The sequence below is a fragment of the uncultured Virgibacillus sp. genome (genome assembly GCF_947495635.1).
Lineage (GTDB): Bacteria > Bacillota > Bacilli > Bacillales > Amphibacillaceae > Virgibacillus > Virgibacillus salarius.
On sequence record NZ_CANMAB010000024.1, the window covers coordinates 22,003 to 42,891 of the forward strand.

Annotated in this window: 19 protein-coding genes; 10 read left to right on the forward strand and 9 right to left on the reverse strand. The window is 37.4% G+C overall.

Features of this window, described 5'->3' with window-relative positions; translation table 11 throughout:
* Positions 1 to 144: 144 nt before the first annotated feature.
* Positions 145 to 603, forward strand: a complete 459-nt coding sequence (locus Q1A47_RS07580) for a PTS glucose transporter subunit IIA (RefSeq protein ID WP_308036020.1) — start codon at positions 145 to 147, stop codon at positions 601 to 603.
* Positions 604 to 1,100: 497 nt separating this feature from the next.
* On the opposite strand, the gene asnB is transcribed toward Q1A47_RS07580, so the two are convergent.
* The 6 genes from asnB to Q1A47_RS07610 all read right to left on the reverse strand — a co-directional run bounded on the left by asnB (position 1,101) and on the right by Q1A47_RS07610 (position 8,744).
* Positions 1,101 to 2,948, reverse strand: a complete 1,848-nt coding sequence (gene asnB / locus Q1A47_RS07585) for an asparagine synthase (glutamine-hydrolyzing) (RefSeq protein WP_026680097.1) — start codon at positions 2,946 to 2,948, stop codon at positions 1,101 to 1,103.
* Between the two features lie 111 nt (positions 2,949 to 3,059).
* Positions 3,060 to 3,953, reverse strand: coding sequence for an oligopeptide ABC transporter permease (opp4C, locus tag Q1A47_RS07590; protein WP_026680098.1), 894 nt, complete (start codon positions 3,951 to 3,953; stop codon positions 3,060 to 3,062).
* A 16-nt stretch (positions 3,954 to 3,969) separates the two neighbouring features.
* The gene (opp4B, locus tag Q1A47_RS07595) at positions 3,970 to 4,935 is read right to left on the reverse strand and encodes an oligopeptide ABC transporter permease (RefSeq protein WP_166530517.1); all 966 of its coding nucleotides are present in this window, start codon (positions 4,933 to 4,935) and stop codon (positions 3,970 to 3,972) included.
* 42 nt (positions 4,936 to 4,977) lie between these two features.
* Positions 4,978 to 6,699, reverse strand: a complete 1,722-nt coding sequence (opp4A, locus tag Q1A47_RS07600; RefSeq protein ID WP_246484761.1) for an oligopeptide ABC transporter substrate-binding protein — start codon at positions 6,697 to 6,699, stop codon at positions 4,978 to 4,980.
* A gap of 27 nt (positions 6,700 to 6,726) precedes the next feature.
* Positions 6,727 to 7,722, reverse strand: coding sequence for an ABC transporter ATP-binding protein (locus Q1A47_RS07605; protein WP_166530516.1), 996 nt, complete (start codon positions 7,720 to 7,722; stop codon positions 6,727 to 6,729).
* On the reverse strand, positions 7,719 to 8,744 hold the full coding sequence (locus tag Q1A47_RS07610) for an ABC transporter ATP-binding protein (protein ID WP_166530515.1): 1,026 nt from the start codon (positions 8,742 to 8,744) through the stop codon (positions 7,719 to 7,721). Before Q1A47_RS07610 ends, Q1A47_RS07605 begins: the two co-directional genes overlap by 4 nt.
* Positions 8,745 to 9,058: 314 nt before the next feature.
* On the opposite strand from Q1A47_RS07610, the gene Q1A47_RS07615 reads away from it, so the two are divergent.
* From Q1A47_RS07615 to Q1A47_RS07650, 8 genes are all read left to right on the forward strand, one after another.
* A complete protein-coding gene (locus tag Q1A47_RS07615; RefSeq protein WP_026680103.1) occupies positions 9,059 to 10,222 on the forward strand; it encodes an acyl-CoA dehydrogenase family protein in 1,164 nt (387 codons plus the stop codon).
* 485 nt (positions 10,223 to 10,707) lie between these two features.
* On the forward strand, positions 10,708 to 11,634 hold the full coding sequence (rfbA, locus tag Q1A47_RS07620; RefSeq protein WP_121605753.1) for a glucose-1-phosphate thymidylyltransferase RfbA: 927 nt from the start codon (positions 10,708 to 10,710) through the stop codon (positions 11,632 to 11,634).
* Positions 11,634 to 12,671, forward strand: a complete 1,038-nt coding sequence (gene rfbB, locus Q1A47_RS07625) for a dTDP-glucose 4,6-dehydratase (RefSeq protein WP_026680105.1) — start codon at positions 11,634 to 11,636, stop codon at positions 12,669 to 12,671. The genes rfbA and rfbB overlap by 1 nt, the downstream gene beginning before the upstream one ends.
* Positions 12,632 to 13,612, forward strand: coding sequence for a glycosyltransferase family 2 protein (locus tag Q1A47_RS07630; RefSeq protein ID WP_152525399.1), 981 nt, complete (start codon positions 12,632 to 12,634; stop codon positions 13,610 to 13,612). The genes rfbB and Q1A47_RS07630 overlap by 40 nt, the downstream gene beginning before the upstream one ends.
* Positions 13,613 to 13,616: 4 nt before the next feature.
* Positions 13,617 to 14,306, forward strand: coding sequence for a GNAT family N-acetyltransferase (locus Q1A47_RS07635; RefSeq protein ID WP_026680107.1), 690 nt, complete (start codon positions 13,617 to 13,619; stop codon positions 14,304 to 14,306).
* Between the two features lie 2 nt (positions 14,307 to 14,308).
* The gene (locus Q1A47_RS07640; protein ID WP_026680108.1) at positions 14,309 to 14,665 is read left to right on the forward strand and encodes an EamA family transporter; all 357 of its coding nucleotides are present in this window, start codon (positions 14,309 to 14,311) and stop codon (positions 14,663 to 14,665) included.
* Between the two features lie 4 nt (positions 14,666 to 14,669).
* Positions 14,670 to 15,800, forward strand: a complete 1,131-nt coding sequence (gene rffA, locus Q1A47_RS07645) for a dTDP-4-amino-4,6-dideoxygalactose transaminase (RefSeq protein WP_121605756.1) — start codon at positions 14,670 to 14,672, stop codon at positions 15,798 to 15,800.
* Complete coding sequence (locus Q1A47_RS07650) at positions 15,760 to 17,460, forward strand: DUF6044 family protein (RefSeq protein ID WP_309299795.1); 1,701 nt, start codon at positions 15,760 to 15,762, stop codon at positions 17,458 to 17,460. Before rffA ends, Q1A47_RS07650 begins: the two co-directional genes overlap by 41 nt.
* Before the next feature lie 101 nt (positions 17,461 to 17,561).
* On the opposite strand, the gene Q1A47_RS07655 is transcribed toward Q1A47_RS07650, so the two are convergent.
* The 3 genes from Q1A47_RS07655 to Q1A47_RS07665 all read right to left on the reverse strand — a co-directional run bounded on the left by Q1A47_RS07655 (position 17,562) and on the right by Q1A47_RS07665 (position 20,622).
* Positions 17,562 to 18,017, reverse strand: coding sequence for a hypothetical protein (locus tag Q1A47_RS07655; protein WP_026680111.1), 456 nt, complete (start codon positions 18,015 to 18,017; stop codon positions 17,562 to 17,564).
* 354 nt (positions 18,018 to 18,371) lie between these two features.
* Entirely contained in the window at positions 18,372 to 19,952 is a 1,581-nt protein-coding gene (locus Q1A47_RS07660; protein WP_026680112.1) for a triacylglycerol lipase, read from the reverse strand.
* A gap of 220 nt (positions 19,953 to 20,172) precedes the next feature.
* Positions 20,173 to 20,622 (reverse strand): hypothetical protein, encoded by a 450-nt coding sequence (locus Q1A47_RS07665; protein WP_299631414.1) that lies wholly within the window; start codon positions 20,620 to 20,622, stop codon positions 20,173 to 20,175.
* A gap of 124 nt (positions 20,623 to 20,746) precedes the next feature.
* Between Q1A47_RS07665 and Q1A47_RS07670 the strand changes: the two genes are divergently transcribed.
* Positions 20,747 to 20,881 carry a hypothetical protein gene (locus Q1A47_RS07670; protein ID WP_299631416.1) on the forward strand — a complete coding sequence of 45 codons (135 nt, stop codon included), beginning with the start codon at positions 20,747 to 20,749 and terminating at the stop codon, positions 20,879 to 20,881.
* The last annotated feature ends 8 nt before the right edge of the window (positions 20,882 to 20,889 follow it).

A 20,889-nucleotide genomic window follows, 5' to 3' on the forward strand; every position in this document is an offset into this window, starting at 1 on the left:
TAATTGTGTAAACTATTTTTATCAAGTGTTTTTTACCGCTTACAGACAGCTTTTTCAAAAAAGTTAGCTAATTTTGTGGTTGAATTTTTATAGAAGGTAGGGAATTATATGTTTCAAAAACTTTTTAATAGTAGGAGTAGCCAATTGAAATTAGTTGCTCCAACTGATGGTAATTTAATAAAGTTAGCAGATGTTCCAGATCCTGTATTTTCTGAGAAGATGATGGGAGATGGTGTCGCTATTAAGCCAAGTAACGGGATATTAGTTTCACCAGTGGATGCGAAGGTTATACAGGTTTTTCCTACTAAACATGCAATTGGTCTTAAAAGCGTGAATAATATAGAAATCCTCATACATATAGGTCTTGAGACTGTTAGCTTAAAAGGAGAAGGCTTTAAGGTTTTTGTCAAAGAAGGAGATAACGTGCAATTAGGAGAGAAATTAATTTCCTTTGATGTCGACTTAATTAAAGAAAAAGCCGCAAGTGCCATTACTCCAATTATTATTACGAATACCGCTGATATGCAGCGAATTTCGCAAATGGAATCACGATTTGTTTCCGCAGGTAAAGATGAAATTCTATCCATAGAGAAACAAGGATAATGTTTGACAATTGGCTTGATTGACTTTAACTAGACAACAAGCTGAACTTGACTTGAAGAGAAAGTAAATAAATTGGGGAAACCATTCGATGGCACGAATAATGGAAGATCCTATAAGGCAAAGTTTTGGTTCCTAATAGAAAAAGCGTTAACCACAGTAGCAAAGCCTCTAATTTAATAAAATAATTGTTAATACGAAGCGCAGCCAAAATACGTAGACTAATTGAAAAAGAGAGCGCTTTTTCTGCGTATGATGTATCGTTGCCGAAGCTTTCCTTATCCTACGGCAAAAAGTTCGACCTGAAGATGTGCCCAGACGTGCCCGTGGAAAGCGAAGCATGTTGACCAAGCGATGAATGAACTACCTATCTCCAAAATAATAACCCAAACCTATCTAAAATATTTCAGATAAGGTTTGGGCTTTACATTGCTAAAAATTCTTTTGTCCCAGTCTCTAGAAAGCTGTTTTCCATTAACAAAGCCTTATATCTCTATTACTTATTCACTTACCGTTATATCGTATGTTCGCAACCAATAATCAATTTGACAAAGATGAGCGATTAATTGTGGTCCTTTCATTAATTGGCCATACCACGGGTCCTTAAATTCACGCCCTTCGCTTTGTAAAATAGCTTCTACTTTATCACGATTTAAAAATTCAAATAAACGGGCATCTTTATCTGATAATATTTGCTCCATCCATGCTTTTACTGCCTTCGTATATTCTGGTTGAAACGTTTTAGGATACGGACTTTTCTTTCGGTATAGCACTTCATCAGGAAGAATCCCTTCCATTGCCTTCCTAAGAATACCTTTTTCTCTTCCTTCAAGCATTTTCATATCCCATGGAATATTCCATACATATTCTACTAATTTATGGTCTGCATAGGGTACACGAACTTCTAAACTTGCTCCCATGCTCATTCGATCCTTACGATCGAGGAGTTGTGCCATAAACCAATGCATATTTAAATAGAATAACTCTCTTCTACGTGCATCAATTTCTGATTCACCGTCCAATCGAGGTGTTTCTTCAATCGTTTCCTGATATTGTTGGAAAACATAATCCTTTAGATTTAATTTTTCTTGCCACTTAGGATGGAGAAGGTCAATACGTGAATCTAATGAACGCATCCATGGAAACCCTGCTCCACTGGCTGTAGTCGGATCATGGAACCAAGGATACCCACCAAAAATTTCATCCGCACATTCTCCAGAAAGACTTACCGTTGTACGCTTCTTTATTCGCCTACAAAACCATAGCATGGAGGAGTCAATATCTGCCATCCCCGGTTGATCACGTAAATAAACAGACTCCTTGAGATGATCAGCAAGTTCTCGGCCAGAAATCACCTCATCATGATGGTCTGTTTTAAACGTAGCCGCCATTTTATCGATCCACGGCTGATCCATCGCAGGTTGAAATTTACTTGCTTCAAAATAGTCTGCATTTCCTTCATAATCAATAGAAAACGTTGTTAACGGTGCTTTTCCTTGCTTTGTAAAATAGTTCGAAGCAATAGCGGTAATTGCACTTGAGTCTAGACCACCAGATAAAAACGTGGATACAGGTACATCTGCAACAAGCTGTCGTTCTACCGCATCAACAAATAATTCCCTTACCTTCTGTGTCGTTTCTTCAATAGAATCTGTATGTTCTTGACTTTTTACATTCCAGTATCTCCATATGTTTAAACCATTCGTTGAGAAGGTAAGCGCATGCGCGGAACGTAATTCCTTCATATTTTTAAATATGCCATGCCCAGGTGTTCGAGACGGACCTAATCCAAAAACTTCCGCCAAACCTGATAGATCAACCTCTGATTTCACATCGTTATGTGCTAGTATCGCTTTTAACTCTGAACCAAAAATAAACTGACCTTCGGATTCATAAAAAAACAATGGCTTAACCCCAAGTCGATCTCTTGCCATGTATAACTGTTCCTTTTTTCCATCCCATATGCCAAAAGCATAAATTCCATTCAAGTAATCAACACAAGCTTCTTCCCATTCGATATAAGCTGTAAGCAAAACCTCCGTATCGGACATCGTACGGAACACATATCCTTTTTTCCGTAATTCCTGCCGTAATTCCTCCGTATTATATAACTCGCCATTATAAACAATTGTGTAAGAATAGTTATCTTTAGCTTTTTGCATCGGCTGTTTCCCCCCTATGAGGTCAACAACGGAAAGCCGCTTATGTCCAAAGGCAACGTGCTGATCCAACCATATGTTTGACTCATCTGGTCCACGTAATGACAATGTTTCCGTCATATTCTTAAGCATTTCGCTATCTTCTCTAACGTCTTTTTGCCAATCGATATAACCTGTAATTCCACACAAAATGATGTCCCCCTCTCTTGATGCTTTACATTTACCTAGCCATTATATGCAAATTCATAATTGACAATTACAAAACTTCCGTTATGGATAAGTTTTTCTCAAGAAAAACAATCACCTCGTGGACTTTGGATTTAGTGCGTCCTTTAATCCTTCTCCAATAAAATTAATGGATAAAATCGTAACTATTAACGCAAGTGCAGGTGGGATCCAAATCCATGGTTTTCCTTGTAGTACATCTGGTTCATTAGCTGATGAAAGCATATTCCCCCAGCTAGGAACTGTTTGTGGCACTCCAAAATTTAAGTAGCTCAAGGCAGCCTCAACGGCAATCATGCCTGCAAATAATAATGTTGCTTGCACAATGATTGCCGAAATAACATTTGGTAATAAATGTCGAATGATAACCTTTGCAGATGAAGTTCCGATTGATTGAGCTGCTATAATATATTCATTTTCTTTCTCAGCAAGAATTTTACTTCGCACAATTCTTGCTGTTCCTCCCCAGCTTAGAAGGCTAATAACAATAATTAACACCCATACGCCAGAAACTGTACCAAATAATATTGCATTTAATACAATAACGAATACTAGAAAAGGAAAATTCAGGACAAAATCTGTAAAGCGCATAAGTAGATTATCAACAACACCACCGAAGTAGCCTGCAATAGATCCAATTAAAGAACCAAAACTTATAACAATGAAAGTAACGGATATGCCTACCATTAAAGAAACCCTTCCACCGTAAAGTAAACGTGTGTATACATCTCTTCCACTCTTATCAGTACCTAACCAGTGATCGGAGGAGGGTGGTAACGAAGTTTCACCAATATTAACTCTAGTTATATCCGTAGTAGTTATATAAGGTGCAAGAAAAGAAATAACAATCACAAACAATAAGAAGCATGTGCTTACCATAGCAAGTTTATTTTTCATAAATTTCTTTCTTGCCATTGCCCATGGTGACATTTTCTTACTATATTTCAAATGCTTTGGAGAATTGATCATGACAAACTCCCCCCTCCTAATCTAATCGAATTCTTGGATCGACGACTCCATATAGAATATCTGCTACTAAATTACCAACTAAAACTAAACATGAAAACATCATTGTTAATGCCATTAATACCGCATAGTCATTCGTTTGAACAGATTGTACAAATAGTTGTCCTATTCCAGGATAGGTAAAAATAGTTTCGGTTATGATAGCACCACTAACTAAGGAAACAATATCAAAACCTAAAAACGTGATGAGCGGAATAATAGAATTCCTCAAAATATGTACATGATAGATTTTTCTATTACTTGTTCCCTTAGCACGCGCGGTCCGTACAAAATCCTTTCGGCTATTTTCAATAATGTCATTTCGTAAAAATTGTGTATAGCTCGCAGTACTCAATAATCCTAAAACGAGTGCAGGTAAAATAACATGATGTAGTTTACTAAGCCAGTATTCCACTGTTCCATTTTGTAAGGTTATGTCAACAGAACCATTGGAAGGAAATATACCTAAATGAAAAGAAAAGAAATAAATAGCAAACACTCCGGCAACAAACGATGGAATTGCCATTCCAAAATAATTAGCAGCACCAATAATATGATCACCTATTGTATAAGGTTTCCTACCAGCGAAAATCCCCATCGTAAAGGATAGGAAATACGTAATAATTAATGCGCTTATTCCTAAAAAAATAGTATTTTCTAATTTTTCACCTATTAAATCTGATACCGGCATTTTATAACGTACTGAACGACCAAAGTCACCCTGAATAAAATCAGAAATCCAACGACCATATTGGATATGATACGGATCATTATACCCAAGCTTTTCTCTCATATCTTCAATATAAACTGGATCTGTATTAAGCGGATCTATTTCTCCAGAGATGGCATCCCCTGGCATCATTTTTGCCAGGGTAAATACCACAATGGAGATAAGGAACAACATTGGAATCATACCTAATATTCTTCTTAAGCAATACTTCCACATAGTGCCATACTCCTTATCTATTACAGATTAAAAATCTAGCCTTTAGTTAGGTTTAATCCACCATTCATGGGAACTATTTAATCCTGATACATCCATCTCAACACCTTGTACTCTTGTATTAACAGCCATTACCTCTTCCAATTCAGCAATCGTTATCATTGGAACTTCTTCACTTACATTTTTTTGCCATTCCATATAGATTTGCTTTCTTTTCTCTTGATCTTGACCCACTACATTGATATCAATTGCATCTGCAAGCAATTGATCATTTTTTTCATTTACCCAACGTGGGTAATTCCATAATTGGTCACTGCCCCATAAGGCTGTCGGATCTGGATCTGTCCCCGTACTCCATCCTCCAAAGAATACTTCCATAGATTCATCTGCTTCTTCAAGTTGCTCATAATAAAGGTTCGCTTCTGGCATTTCTAACTTTGTAGCTAATCCGACATCATTCCAATATTGTGTTATTGCTTTTGCACGAGCTTCAAACGTCGGATTCTGTGTAGCATAATGACTGAACTTGACTTTAAATTCTTCACCATTTGGATCTTCTCGAATACCATCGTCATTTACATCCACATATCCTGCCTCATCTAATAATTCCTTTGCCTTTTCAGGGTCATAATTGTACACTGTTACATCAGAATCATCCGCTGAAATCCAGTGAGCAGTTGGAATTGGTCGATTTACAGGCTGACCTAAACCAAAGAAAAATTCGTTAATCCACGACTCCCGATCAATAGCATAAGCCATCGCCTTCCGAAGCTGCTTATCATGATACTTCTCATAATCCATGACATTTTTTTCTCCATCCCACGTTCCTAATCGAAACCCAACATAGTAATAAGAGAGTCCTGGTGCTCTTATTACATCCGTATTATCAAGTGCTTGAATAGACTCAAAATTACTTGGGTGAAAAGCTGTCATATCCAATTGATTATTCTCCAGCTCGCCAACTACTAAGCTTGGGTCAATAACTTTTAACACGATACTATCTAAATGAGGCTTCCCTTGCCAATAATCGTCAAACGCCTCAAACTGAATAGATTCACCAGGAATAATCTCTTTTACTTTAAAAGGTCCAATTCCGATAGGTTTTTGACGCACTTGCGGAGATTCCGACATTTCGGCTACTGGAATACCCTCAAATTCCTTTCTAGAGAGAGGATATGTCCACAAGTTTTCTAGGTTATTAACACGAGCTTTATCAAATGTAATCTCGATTTCATAATCATTGACTACATGTATTCCCTCGATTTCATCAGCTTCTCCGGCTTTAAATTCTGGTACACCCTTTATGGTTTGGACATTAGTATATCGTGGTCCATCATAATCAGGGTGTGCTAGTGTTTCTATCGCAAAAACCCAATCATGTACAGTTAATTCTTCGCCGTTATGCCATTTCACCCCTTTTTGGAAGGTAAATGTATAATGCTGATTATCTTCTGTTTTCCAATCCGCCACATTTGGTTGTGGTTTTAGTTCCTCATCATACGTAATTAATCCATCATCTAAAAAATCGATCACCTCGGCATCAACTGCTATTCCATAGAAATTAATGTTGAATAATCCCTCAGGAGCCGAATCAAGTGCATAAACTAATGTCCCACCATCAACTGGACCTGTAGCTTCTTCCTTATCCCCTTCCTCCGATTGCGTCTCATTATTTTCCTTTTCCTTATCGCCCTCCTCTTCTGAACAAGCCACTAATAACATTGTTAACATAAGCAATAACATGAATGAAAACCAATATTTCTTCAAATTAGCTCCCCCCTAAAATAAGAAAGTCTATCTATCATATAAAAGACATGCGACCTGATGATTCGGCCTCACCTCCTTCAATTCAGGAACTACCTTTTTGCAGGCCTCCATCGCCATTGGACAACGTGTATGGAAAACACAACCACTTGGCGGATGTTGGGGGCTAGGTACATCTCCTTTTAAGATAATTCGCTCCTTTCTACGAAGTGGATTCGGATTAGGTATAGCTGACGTTAACGCTTGTGTATAGGGATGCATTGGATTTTTATACATGTCTTGTTTTGTAGCTACTTCTACTAAATTCCCTAAATACATAACACCGATTCGATCACTCATATGTTTCACAACACTTAGATCATGCGCAATAAAAAGATAAGTTAGATCAAATTCTTCTTGGATATCCTTTAATAAATTTAAAACCTGTGATTGAATGGAAACGTCCAATGCACTGACTGGTTCATCTGCTACAATTAATTTTGGATTTAAAGCCAATGCTCTAGCAATACCTATTCGCTGTCTTTGGCCTCCAGAAAACTCATGGGGATATTTATAATAATCTTCTTCCCGAAGGCCAACCTTATTTAAAAGTTGTTTCACTTTTGGCCGTATGTCACGGTGATTGTTCGAACTATAGTTCCGTATTGGCTCATCAACAATATGACCAACCATCATTTTGGGATTTAGGGATGCATAAGGGTCCTGAAAAACCATTTGAAAATGCCGACGAACTTCTCTAAGCTTTCTACCTCTTAACCTTGTAATATCTTGGTTATCAAAAATAATTTCGCCGTCTGTTACATTTGTCAAACGTAGTATGGTCCTACCAGCAGTTGATTTTCCGCAGCCTGATTCACCTACAAGCCCAAAAGTCTCGCCTTTCTTTAATGTTAAGGAGATTCTGTCAACCGCTTTTACATCACCAATCTTCCGTTTAAAGAATCCTCCATGAATTGGATAATATTTTTTTAGATTCTTGACTCGCAGTAGTTCATAGTCCTCTTCTATTTTTTTTAGCTCCTTCATTTTTCAACTCCCTCCTCTGCTGTTCTATGCTGCTTTGGATAGCATGAATGATAAAGGAGACATCTGGCCAAATGACCATCACCTACAGGAGCGAGCTTTGGTGTTATAGACCTACAATCCGCAAAAGCCTTTGGACATCTGTCACGAAATCGACAGCCGACTTGCGGCATACTCGTTAACGAAGGCACTATTCCTCCAATTGTATGGAGACGTTCAACATCTTCTTCCATTTTAGGAATGCTATGTAATAAGGCTTCTGTATAAGGGTGTTTTGGGCTAGAAAATAATTCTACTGTAGTACTCGTTTCTACAATCTGCCCTGCATACATAACCATTACGCTATCTGCCATCTCAGCTACAACTCCTAAATCATGTGTAATTAACATAATTGCTGTATTCGCTTCTTGCTGAATGGATGTAAGCAATTCTAATATTTGTGCTTGAACAGTTACATCTAGCGCAGTTGTAGGTTCATCAGCTATCAATAATTTCGGATTTAAAGCAATGGCGATCGCTATCATCACACGCTGTCTCATTCCCCCAGATAATTGATGGGGATATTCATCTACTACCTTCTCTGGTCTAGAAATTCCAACCTGCTTCATCAATGCAATCGATTTTTTACGTGCTGCTTGTTTAGAGATATCTAAGTGATTATGTAGTACCTCTTGTATTTGTGAACCAATTGTAAAAACCGGATTAAGCGCTGTCATAGGCTCTTGGAAGATCATACTTATTTCTTTTCCGCGGACGTTATTCATCTCTTTATCCGTTTTATTTGTTAATGGCATCCCATTAAACCTTATTTCTCCTTTTGTAATTTTTGCATTTTCTTGCGGAAGTAATTGCATAATGGATAAGGACATCACACTCTTTCCACAGCCAGATTCACCAACAACACAAATAACTTCCTTCTCTTGAATCTCAAAGCTCACATCATCAACAGCATGATATATTTGTCCATTAATTGAAAAACCAGTATGTAAATTTTTTATTTCTAGTAGTGTTTTATTATTTTTCATCAATGATATTGCCCCCTTTTTGCTGTTATGGAAATGTAACGTAATTGTAATAGTTGACTATGATATATATTATTTAAAAATTTAAATAATATTACCTTTCTTTATTTTCGTTTATATCTAATAGTAAATGGAAGCTTCCTTTCTAAATCCTTACTATTCTGATTGCTTTACAGGATGTTTTGATTAATGGAATAATAAAGATAAGCACAAAAATCAACCATTGAATGCTAATAAGTGAAAATAGCCCATGAATTTTAACGGAACTGTACAATGTAAAGGCAGTTCCAGGCAAGAAAACATGAGGAGGCATTATAATGAAGCTTGCAGATTTTAAAACGGCAGAGGAAAGGGTAGCAATCTTACAAGATAAGGTAAGCGTGTTTGCTGAGCGTGCATACCAACTGGATAAGGATGATGTATTTCCTTTCGAAAACTTCCGCGATTTAAAAGAAATTGGCTACCCTTCACTAACCATTCCAAAAAAGTATGGAGGATTAGGCATTTCACTAACTGAAATGCTCAAGATGCAAGAAATCATTGCTAAAATGGATGGCTCAACGGCTTTAGGAATAGGTTGGCATATGGGAATTACGAAGCATTTAGGAGAAACAGACGCTTGGGAACCTCAAAAGTATGAATCCGTTATGAAAGATGTATTGACAAATAGTGCATTATTAAATAATGCAGCGTCTGAACGAGCCACTGGTAGTCCTACTAGGGGTGGGCGACCAGAAACTACAGCAGAACGAACCAATGACGGCTGGCTTGTTAATGGAAGAAAAACATTTACAACATTAGCACCAGTGCTTTCATATTTTATAGTAAGTGCTTCTATAAAGGGAACGGATAAGACAGGGAATTTTTTAGTAGAACGCGAACGTGACGGTGTATCTATTGATGAGACTTGGGACTCTATTGCGATGAAAGGTACAGGAAGTCACGACCTAGTTTTAGATCAAGTGAAATTGGACGACAGCGATTTTGTCGAGGAGCTTTCATCAGAGAAAAAACCAGCAGCTGGTTGGCTGCTCCATATTCCTGCATGTTATTTAGGTATTGCTAGAGCAGCCCAGGAAACTGCCCTACAATTTGCTTCTAGCTACTCTCCAAATAGCATTAAGGGGACCATCTCCGACTTACCAAACGTACAGCAAAAACTAGGAGAAATGGAACTTCTATTAATGGAAAGCGAATACTTTCTCTATGGTGTATCAGAAAAATGGGACCATGCTACGATAGATCAGCGCTCAGAAATGAAACCTCTGTTAGGCGCAGTAAAACTATCCGTTGTTAATAAAGCCATTGAAGTAGTTGATTTAGCGATGCGAATTAACGGAGCGCGTAGCCTATCTAGCAGTAACCCACTTCAACGATACTATAGAGATGTTCGTGCTGGATTGCATAATCCACCAATGGATGATATGACCATTATACAATTAGCATCAAAAAGTATAAGCGAATTTAGAAACAACCTATAATTATTTTAAAAGTCATTCGTACACTAGCAAAGAACATGTTTATTTTACGATTCTTTCAGAGCTTCTGTTTTTCTATTTTTAGATAAACTATTTCTATGCCACGCTTATAGCAATTTACGAGATACATGAAAAGATTGCCCCTCTCTTGACCTTCTAGGCTAGATGTGAGGCAATCTTTTCTAGTTTTCAACGACTTCATAACAGACTACTACGTATAGAAAATGAACCATTTAAAACAATTTAGCTTTCACTTGTAGATATGTGATACTAGTTTGTTGTTCGAAATAAAAACTTAAATTCTAGCTAATTATCAAAAGATATACTTATTTCTCTACTTCTTCAACTCCTTCATTCCCCCTTTTTTATCTTTGACATACTTTTGAAATAAAAATGTAAGATTAGAATGAAGACATTTGAGGTAATACTATATAAGATACTATTGTTAAAATATGGATGCATTGATATCGAGATAAGGGGTGTCGTACATGAAGGGAATCATTTTAGCTGGGGGAAGTGGTTCAAGACTTTCTCCTAGCACAGACAGTATCAATAAGCACTTGCTAGCAGTCTATGACAAGCCAATGATCTACTATCCATTATCTGTTCTCATGCTTGGGGGTATTAAGGAAATCATGATTATTAGTACACCCGAAGCTAAGCCAAGATTTGAAGAACTGCTCGGAGATGGTTCATCACTAGGTATTACCTTGAAGTATAGTGAACAAAAACAACCTAATGGCATTCCAGAAGCTTTAACACTTTCTAAGCATTTTTTAAAGAATGACGCTGTCACGTTAATTCTAGGAGATAATATATTCTACGGACAAGGGTTTACAACACTACTTCGCCATGCGCTTAGAAATCATAAGCATGCAACTATTTTTGGTTACCGTGTAAAGGACCCAGGTCGTTTCGGTGTCGTAGAATTTGACCATCGACAAAAGGCAATATCACTCGAAGAAAAACCGGAGGAGCCAAGATCTGACTTTGCCGTGACTGGACTTTATATATACGACAATCAAGCTGTGAAACTAGCAAATACATTAAAACCATCAGCAAGAGGAGAACTCGAAATCACAGATTTAAATAAAGCATATTTAAGACGAGGGCAGCTAGATGTAGAACTGCTTGGCAGAGGATTTGCTTGGATGGATGCTGGAACCCATGAATCACTGTTTGACGCATCGGAATTTGTTAAAATTACTCAACAACGTCAAGGGTTTAAGTTAGCTTGTCTCGAGGAAATCGCCTATTACCTAGGGTATATTTCTAGGGAGCAATTATATAAAAAAGGAAAAGCGATGAAAAAAAACGATTATGGAGCCTATCTATTAGAAATCGCTGACCGTAAACACACACAACAATATTGGGATACTATTGATCGTAATCCAATGCTAGGGCTGGTTGAATAATGAAAACAAATAAATCTACTATCTTAATTACTGGCGGCGCAGGGTTTATCGGTGCTAATTTCATTCCATATTTCATGAAAAAACACCCAGACTATACTATTATCAATCTCGATAAACTGACGTATGCAGGTAATCTATTACATTTAACCGAGGTAAGTGATTCACCTAACTACCATTTTATTCATGGAGATATTACGGATGAACAACTTGTTACAACTATATTCAATCGCTATGATATCGGTGGTGTTATTCATTTTGCAGCTGAATCACATGTAGATAGATCTATTGAAGATGCTAACCATTTTATTCAAACAAATGTGCTTGGAACCATGGTGTTACTACAAATTGCCAAAAATGATTGGCAAAGAAAGCGGCAATTACAACACAGACGATTCCATCATATCTCTACAGATGAAGTTTACGGTTCATTAGGTGAAAAAGGGAAATTTACGGAGACAACACCTTATAATCCTCGAAATCCCTATAGTGCATCAAAAGCTGGGGCAAATATGCTCGTTAAAAGCTTTGGATACACGTACGGAATGGATGTAGTGGTGACGAGTAGTTCAAATAATTACGGTCCAAAACAGCATGATGAAAAATTAATTCCAACCATTATTCGAAAAGCACTAAAAGGGGAAGCAATTCCTATTTATGGTGACGGATCTAATATTCGTGATTGGTTATATGTGTCAGACCACTGTGGTGCACTCGATCTTGTTTTTCATCATGGGAAATCTTTGGAAAAATATAATATTGGTGGTTCCAATGAACAGACAAACATAGCAATTGCTAAGAAGGTTTGTCACATTTTAGATGAGCTAACTCCTGAGTCTAAAAGGGAAAATGGCCTTTCTTCGCATGGGGAGCTTATCACGTATACAAAAGATCGCCCTGGACATGATCAACGTTATGCCGTTGACGATCAAAAAATACGAACAGAATTGGGCTGGAAACCGGTAGAGGACTTTCATACCGGCCTTCAGAAGACTATAAAATGGTATATAAGGCAATGGGCGAAAAGCAAAGTCCATTAATTTCTGTAGTTATTCCGGTCTACGGCTGTACACAATGCCTCCGTGAATTATGCAGTCGAATCAAAACTACGATAGAAGAGATTCCAGCCCAATACGAAATCATTCTAGTTAATGATGCTAGTCCGGATAATGCTTGGCAGACCATTAAAGATTTGAATAATAAAGATAAACAAATTAGAGGATTGAACTTAGCTCGAAATTTTGGACAACACCATGCAATAACGGCAGGACTTGATTACACAAACGGAGACTGGGTTGTCGTCATGGATTGTGATTTACAAGATCGACCAGAAGAAATAAAAAAATTGTATGAAAAGAGTCAAGAAGGTTATGAGGTGGTTTTCGGAAAACGTATGGAACGCAGAGATAATTGGTTGAAGAAGAAGTCATCACAATTTTTCTACCGCATCTATGATTATTTTTCTGGTGGGACATCTGATTATACAATTGCCAATTACAGTATCGTATCTCAAAAAGTAGTAGTAGGCTATCGACAAATGCGAGAACAAAATCGTTTTTTTCCCTTGTTTTTGCAGTGGATGGGATATGAAAGTACCTCTATTCCAATTGAACATGACGCACGAAAAGAAGGGAAATCTTCCTATAATCTAAAGAAATTAATTACGTTAGCAACGGATGCGATTATTTCCCAATCTAATAAGCCATTGAGGCTATCCATTCAATTCGGATTTCTTATTTCTTCTGTATCCTTTATTTACGGTATGTACTTATTTGGTAGATATTTTTTCCTTGCTGAACCTGTACAAGGTTGGACAAGTGTCATGGTTTCTATCTATTTCATTGGTGGATTGATTTTCTTTAATTTTGGAATTCTAGGATTATATATCGGAAAGGTATTTAATGAAACAAAAGATCGGCCGCTTTATTTGATAAGAGAAACAACAGACAGTAAAGAATATAAAACGAACAAACGGAGCTGATAGCATGGACACATACTTAAAACCAACCCCTTGGGATAAACGGAATTTTCATATTAATACGTATGAGCTCACCAGCGCTTCAGAGGAAGCCTTACAGGAAACGAATCAAATAGAAGGACATTTCACTCTAAAGATTGATCCAACTATCAATACAGAGAAGTTGTATAAATACGGCTTTTATTATACAGATACGTTAATAGAACCAGTATGCCAAAAAAGCAAATTGAAATTATTCAAACAAGATGGTATGGAGCTTTCTAGAGATTATGATAAAGCACATATTTTAGAAATCGCTGGTGAAGTCTTTACAAATGGACGATTTCATCGTGACTTTAATATTCCTAATTTCATGGCTGATCATCGCTATAAAAACTGGGTAAATGATTTAATTCAAGCAGATAAAATTGTTGCGCTAATCTACGGAAATCATTTAGCTGGCTTCTTTGCTTATGATTCTAATAAAGTCCTTCTACTAGCGATGGATAAATCCTATCGCGGGAGAGGTCTTGCAAAATCGTTTACCAGCCATTGTGTTGATGAATTGTTTCGTATTGGCAATTATGAGGAAGTCAGAACATCGATTTCTCCTTCGAATCCGGCATCATTAAATGTTTTTATTTCATTAGGCTTCCGATTAAATGGTGCTGTAGATGTCTATCATAAATTAAATGGCTCTTTACCAGTTGGGGTGTAACAATGGGATATCTGTATATTCTTGGGACCATTGGGTTCACAGTTTATGGCCAATTAATTCTAAAATGGAAAATTGATCAATATGGAAGTTTACCAAATGCATTTATGGGGAAAATCAATTTCCTACTACAGTTATTACTAAATCCATGGATTCTATCTGGCTTGTTTTCTGCTTTTCTAGCAGCGCTATGCTGGATGGTAGCGATGACTAAGTTTGATATTAGCTATGCATATCCTTTTATGAGTCTTTCTTTTGTACTTGTATTTATACTTTCTGCTGTACTATTTGGGGAACCAGTATCTCCTCCAAAAATAGTCGGATTTTCCCTTGTGATTGCAGGTATTATTATAATGAGGTGATTCTATGATTCCGTTTAATAAACCTTGTGTGATTGGTTCAGAGATGACCGCTATCCAACAAGCTATCACGTCCAACAAAATTTCGGGTAATGGTTCATTTGGAAAAAAATGTACGAACTGGTTAGAGAACCAGTTAACTTGTGATAAAGCATTACTGACCCCTTCCTGTACCGCAGCATTAGAGATGACCGCTTTATTATTGAATGTTCAACCAGATGATGAAGTTATTATGCCTTCTTATACATTTGTTTCTACTGCCAATGCCTATGCATTACGGGGTGCTTCGATTCGATTTGTTGATATTGATCCAGGCACCATGAATATTGATCCAAAGGAAGTGGCACGGGCGATTACCGATCAGACCAAAGCCATTGTGGTCGTTCACTATGCTGGTGTAAGCTGTGATATGGATGAAATATTAACGTTAGCAAACAGCCATAATTTATGGGTTATTGAAGATGCCGCACAAGGCTTAATGAGTACATATAAAGGAAAAGCACTTGGTTCGATTGGACACATGGGAACACTTAGCTTTCATGATACTAAGAATTATACGTGTGGTGAGGGCGGTGCATTACTCATTAACGATCCTTCCCTTAGCGAACGGGCAGAGATGATCCAGGAAAAAGGAACGAATCGTTCTCAATTTATTCGTGGAGAGATCGACAAATATACATGGAGAGATGTTGGTTCATCCTATTTATTAAGTGAAATTAATGCTGCCTATTTATCCGTACAGCTTGAACACGCTAGTAAGATCCATCACGATCGTCTACATAGTTGGAACCAATACAATCACGGTTTACTAAACTTACAGCTGGCTGGAAAGATTGATTTACCAACCGTTCCCAATCCATGTGAACATAATGCACATATGTATTATATTAAAATGAAAAACCAGTCAGAAAGATATCAATTGCAACAGTTTTTAGACGAACATGAGATTGTGACAGCTACTCATTATGTTCCCTTACATAGCGCACATGCTGGGAAACAATTCGGTGCATTTATTGGTGAGGATACGCATACAACAACGGAAAGTAATCGCTTATTACGCTTACCGCTTTACTATGGGATAGGAGAAGAGGCAATTAATGATGTGGTCAACAAAATACAACTGTTTTTCCAACCATAAGCTTCTGGTAGGCATTGCTTGTCTAGTTATCGTTGCCTACCTGATGCCGTATTACATTCTAGGTGAAGACACACATATTCGTGTACACGATAATTTAGACTCCAATATCGTATGGTATCACTTGCTTGCAGAAAGTGGCCAAATTTTTAGCTTAACGGATACGATATTTCCCAACATCATTAATGGGTTACCAAGAAGTTCCCTACCTTCTGGATTAGATGCAATGGTATGGCTATATACCATGTTTGAACCCATGACAGCGTACAGCATTGGGCAAACTATCATGCGGTTCGTGGCTTTTTTCGGTATGTATCTATTATTAAAGCATTTCACTTCGTTTGGTAGGAAGATACCAATCATTACTGTTGGTTCCTCGTTAGGGTTTGCTTTATTACCCTATTGGCCATCAGGTATGCTATCGATTGCTGGATTACCACTAGCCTTGTTCTTATTTTTATCCATTCGGAAATATGGGAAAGCAACACCTTGGTATTATTGGCTAACCCTATTGCTTATCCCATTTCTGTCTAGTTTTGTGCTAACCTTTGTTTTCTTTTTAACCATCATGGGTCTAATTTGGCTTATCGATTGGATTCGCTTGAAGCAGTTTCATTGGCCGTTTTTTGGGGCAATTGCAGCAATGACAAGTATTTATGTACTAAAAAATTACCTATTAATCACGTCCATGTTTTTTAGTTCGGGATTCACTTCTCATCGCGACGCATTAAATTTAGGGCATAATTCCTTGCAACGAAGTGTAGAGTTATCATTTGAAAATTTCCTCTATGGTCATACCCATGATATGGCACAGCATTACTGGATTATTATACCGGTAATTGGGTTTGCCTTTATCATTGCAGGCTATCGGTCTATTAAACCAACATGGTTATTAGGATTATTTTTTATTAATTTTTCCCTTTCCATCTGGTATGCATTTTGGTATTGGGAGGGATGGCGTGTAGTGAAGGATAATTTTATGATTGCCAACACCTTCAATTTTGCCCGGATTCACTTTTTCGATCCAGCTATTTGGTACATCTGCTTTGCTTTAGCATTGGCAATTATTTGGAAACACCTTCGCTTTGGTAGATTCATTGCTGTTTTTTTAATTATTGCTCAATGCGGGCTGGTTTTATTTCCATTAAATGAGGAAAGTAAATATAATTCTATTGGCACACCGACATTTAAAGAATTTTATTCTGAAGAATTGTTTACTGAAATTCAGTTATATATTGGTAAGAATCTCGAAGATTACCGAGTGGTAAGTATTGGAATGCATCCAACTATCGCACAGTACAATGGGTTTTATACGCTGGATACATACAATAACAGTTTTCCTTTGGGTTATAAACAAGCGTTTAGGAGAATTATTGCGGACGAACTTGAAAAAAATCCATTGTTAGAGAATTATTTTGATACGTGGGGCGGTAGATTATATATGTATGTAGCTGAACACGGTGAAAATTATCTCTATACCAAAAATCGGAATGACCCAATTGAAGATCTGGATATAAATACGAAGGCATTGAAAGATCTGGGAGGAGAGTATATCTTAGCAGCTGTACCTATTAATAATGCAGAGGAACTTCATCTCACACTAGAGAAGACATTCGAACACCCTAATGCTGCATGGAAGATTTGGCTTTATCATGTAGATTAGTGGAATCGCGCAAGCTCAACGGCAGAGCTGCGCGACCTTTTATGAAATGTGTGATTTCTAGTGAGCAGTATATATACAGGACTATTCTCCATTTCCATGCATTAACTATCCATATTTTGATAATCCCATAGCAACTTCCATTCTCCATCAACCTCTGCCATATAAACATCCTGTATTAAGGTAGAATTACCGTATTTCCCGTTAAAATGTTGAGAGACGGTGATTCGATAAACGATCGGAATTGGTTCTCCCTCTACTGTAGGAAGCCAATTCTTCATTTCCTCGATATCTCCAAAGCTATATGTGAAATGGAGTACTCCAAAATAATTCATAATGACATCTGATCGATCCTGAATATACGTTCCTTTTGGAAATTTTTCTTTCATCATTGGATGCAACATTTCCCAGGACTCAGAAAAAGCTCCTCTTTGCTCATAGGCGTAAAATTCCTCGGCAGCCTCCTCTGCTTGATGCTCTGGTGATGATGCAACAACAAAATATATGGTGCCCGCAACAGCAATAGCAAGTATAAAAAGCAATAGTAATAGTTTATGCAAAGTTTCATCTCCTTTTTATGCTTGCTACCATATTATTCATAGCTACAACAAATTATTATTAGAACGACTAGTAACATTCATCTTCAACTAATTCATTAGCTTAACTCGAAAAATATTACAGAAAACCGAGAAAGATACACCTCTTAAATAAACAATTTATAGGGACTGGTATAGAAAAGGCTATGGGAGAAGAAAATTTTGTGAAGCCCCAGGAGTCAGTATGCTTTACTAGAGACAAAACCTCGCCCGCGGAAATCATAGTATTTTAATGGTGCGACGATAGAACCTATTTTAAGTAATGAAACCGTTCGGGTTAGGATCTGGATAAAATTCGTCTCTCCCAGCCTCCTTGCATCAATCCTCAATATATACAGAATCGATAATGGTTCGTTCGAAAGTAGAACCTTTCTTTGTTTTTCCACTAATGTCTACGGTAATATTATAAGCTTGATTTTTCTTTGGAAATGTTAGATTTGTAGACATATCTACATTTCCTTTCGTTGAAAATGACTTTACTTCGTTCATCGTTCCAGACTCCACTATTTTATAGCTGGCTTTTAAGCTATCTTCTTGAATGAAGGAATCATCAGTCTTTAATTGATAATAAAATGATTTATTTTTACTATTTTTATTCATATTCGATACTAGATTCCACTTCCTTGGAGTATCATAATTGGCAACAAGCAAATAGGCACTATCCTGTTTACTCCCTAGTTCAACCATCCATTCTCCAGAGACAGGATTTTTTACTGGAATTGTATATGCAGTAGCTCCTGTAAATATCCCTCCGGATTCTTGAGTTGTTGCTTGCGTAGCTATATACGATTTGCCCGATGGATCTATTAATGCAAGCTGATTTAATTCATGAGCCGCATAAACTTGCACTGTTATCTCGTCTACACCATCTTCAATCGGTAGAGAAAGCTGATCGCTCTTATTTTGAACTAGCGAATTACCACGTACTAAATGGTCTGAGGTGGGTAATGGCATTCTATAGGAGCTTGGTGAGAAGCTTCTTCCAGGCACCGATTCATCCGCTATGAAGCTCTCAAAGACAGGAAATATGACTTCACTGCGAACTGAAGTATGATTCCAGTCTCCTATAGCAATTTCTTGACCACCCGGTAAATTACTACTAACAGCTGTTACTACACCATCATTATCTCCATAACTAGAGAGATAGACGCCACCATACCAAGTAGCAGAGAATATGGACCCCCAATCCGTTCCTCCAAGCGTATAAATATCGTTGTAGTATGCATATGGTTCAGAATCAGTGATGGAGCGAAAATGCTCCATATATCCTGTCTCCACTGCAGTAGTGCCTTCCCCTTGCATACCGAGTAAATCTGCCAGCCAACCAGCCCAGGAGCTATTTGCCAAATCTGCTAGCTGTGAGCCATGATGTGGACTAGAAAGCGTAATAATATTATCTACATATTGCCATGCATCATAATATGTTACTGCAGCCTGAGCATCAACTCCTCCTTTACTATAGGCAACTAATGTAATTGGCTGGCCATTAAAATGCGCGGCTATTTCTTCAATTTTGTCAGCAAGTAGTCTTCCGTTATCCCACATATCAGCCGAAGCCCCACCAGCATCGTATAGCTGAACAAATGCCGTATGATAGCCTGCCTCATAGGCTGCCTCATACAAACCATTGTCTTCCCAAAAGATCTGAGCCACATTGTTTAATCCTGGGACAAATAATAAGACAGGTGCTCCCTCTTGTGGATGTTCAGGTGTCTCCCCAACAAACCATTCTCCTGGTGTTTCATCGTTACCGTTATTTCCTTTCCCAAATACCGTTATGTCGTCACCCTTGCCTACAAGTCGTGGACTAGCTATACCTTTTGCTTGTGCTGCTACATAACACGGAATGGATATTACAAGTAAACCGAAAAGAAACATAACGAGCAGTCGAATCGTCATCTCTTCTCCCCCATTCAGAATATTAGTGGTAGTTACTATATAAACATCATTGTAAAATGATGGAACTGAAAAGGGCTTTTACTCCTTTATATTTATGAAAAACAGGGCTTCTTTAATAACTAACTAAAGTAAAGAAGTTATAAAGCGATGATTATTTAAAACACTACAGCCTTTTATTTTAAAAACTGCTGAATTCGTAGCCAACGAATTCAGCAGTTGTTCACCATAGATGTATCATCGTTTGTACATAAATCTGTACCATAATATAAAATACGATTGCATATTTAAAATTAAAGCGAATCCCATTTTTAAAACCATTTAAACCGTTCGAGGCACTTAAAATAATTACTGGCATTATCAGAGGTGAAATTAAAATAGAGATGACGCTACCAGATGCGACTGCTAATACAATTAACTCAGGAGGATATGGTAGAGCGATATTTTCTAATATTCCTGCTACTAAAACCATCACGGTTAATGGTCCCATTCCAATAAACCCAAGGAAAATCACAATAAATGGAAGAAGATATAGGATATTAATAAATGGTAGCATCTCTTGCAACGCATAAACACCATCCACTACATAATCACCAAAATTTGTTTGATTTAACGCATAAATTAATACTCCTGCACCGAGCATAATGCTAAGCTGATATGATTGATTTGTCATATTTTGCTGAAAGTAAATTTTCGCTTCTTCTACAAATTTTTTCGGTTTCTTTTTGACCACGTAATAGAAGCAAGTCCAGATTATCACTGTTAGAGGAATTACCATCATTAGATCCGTGGAAAAAATGGCATGGATAATAAAGATTGATCCAAATAAACTAATTAAGAAAAACGGAGCAAAATTCGCTCATTCCTTATCACTACATGCTCAGATTTACGCTTCCTCTAGTAGCTATTATGGAATAATAGCTACTGCTTGACCACCACT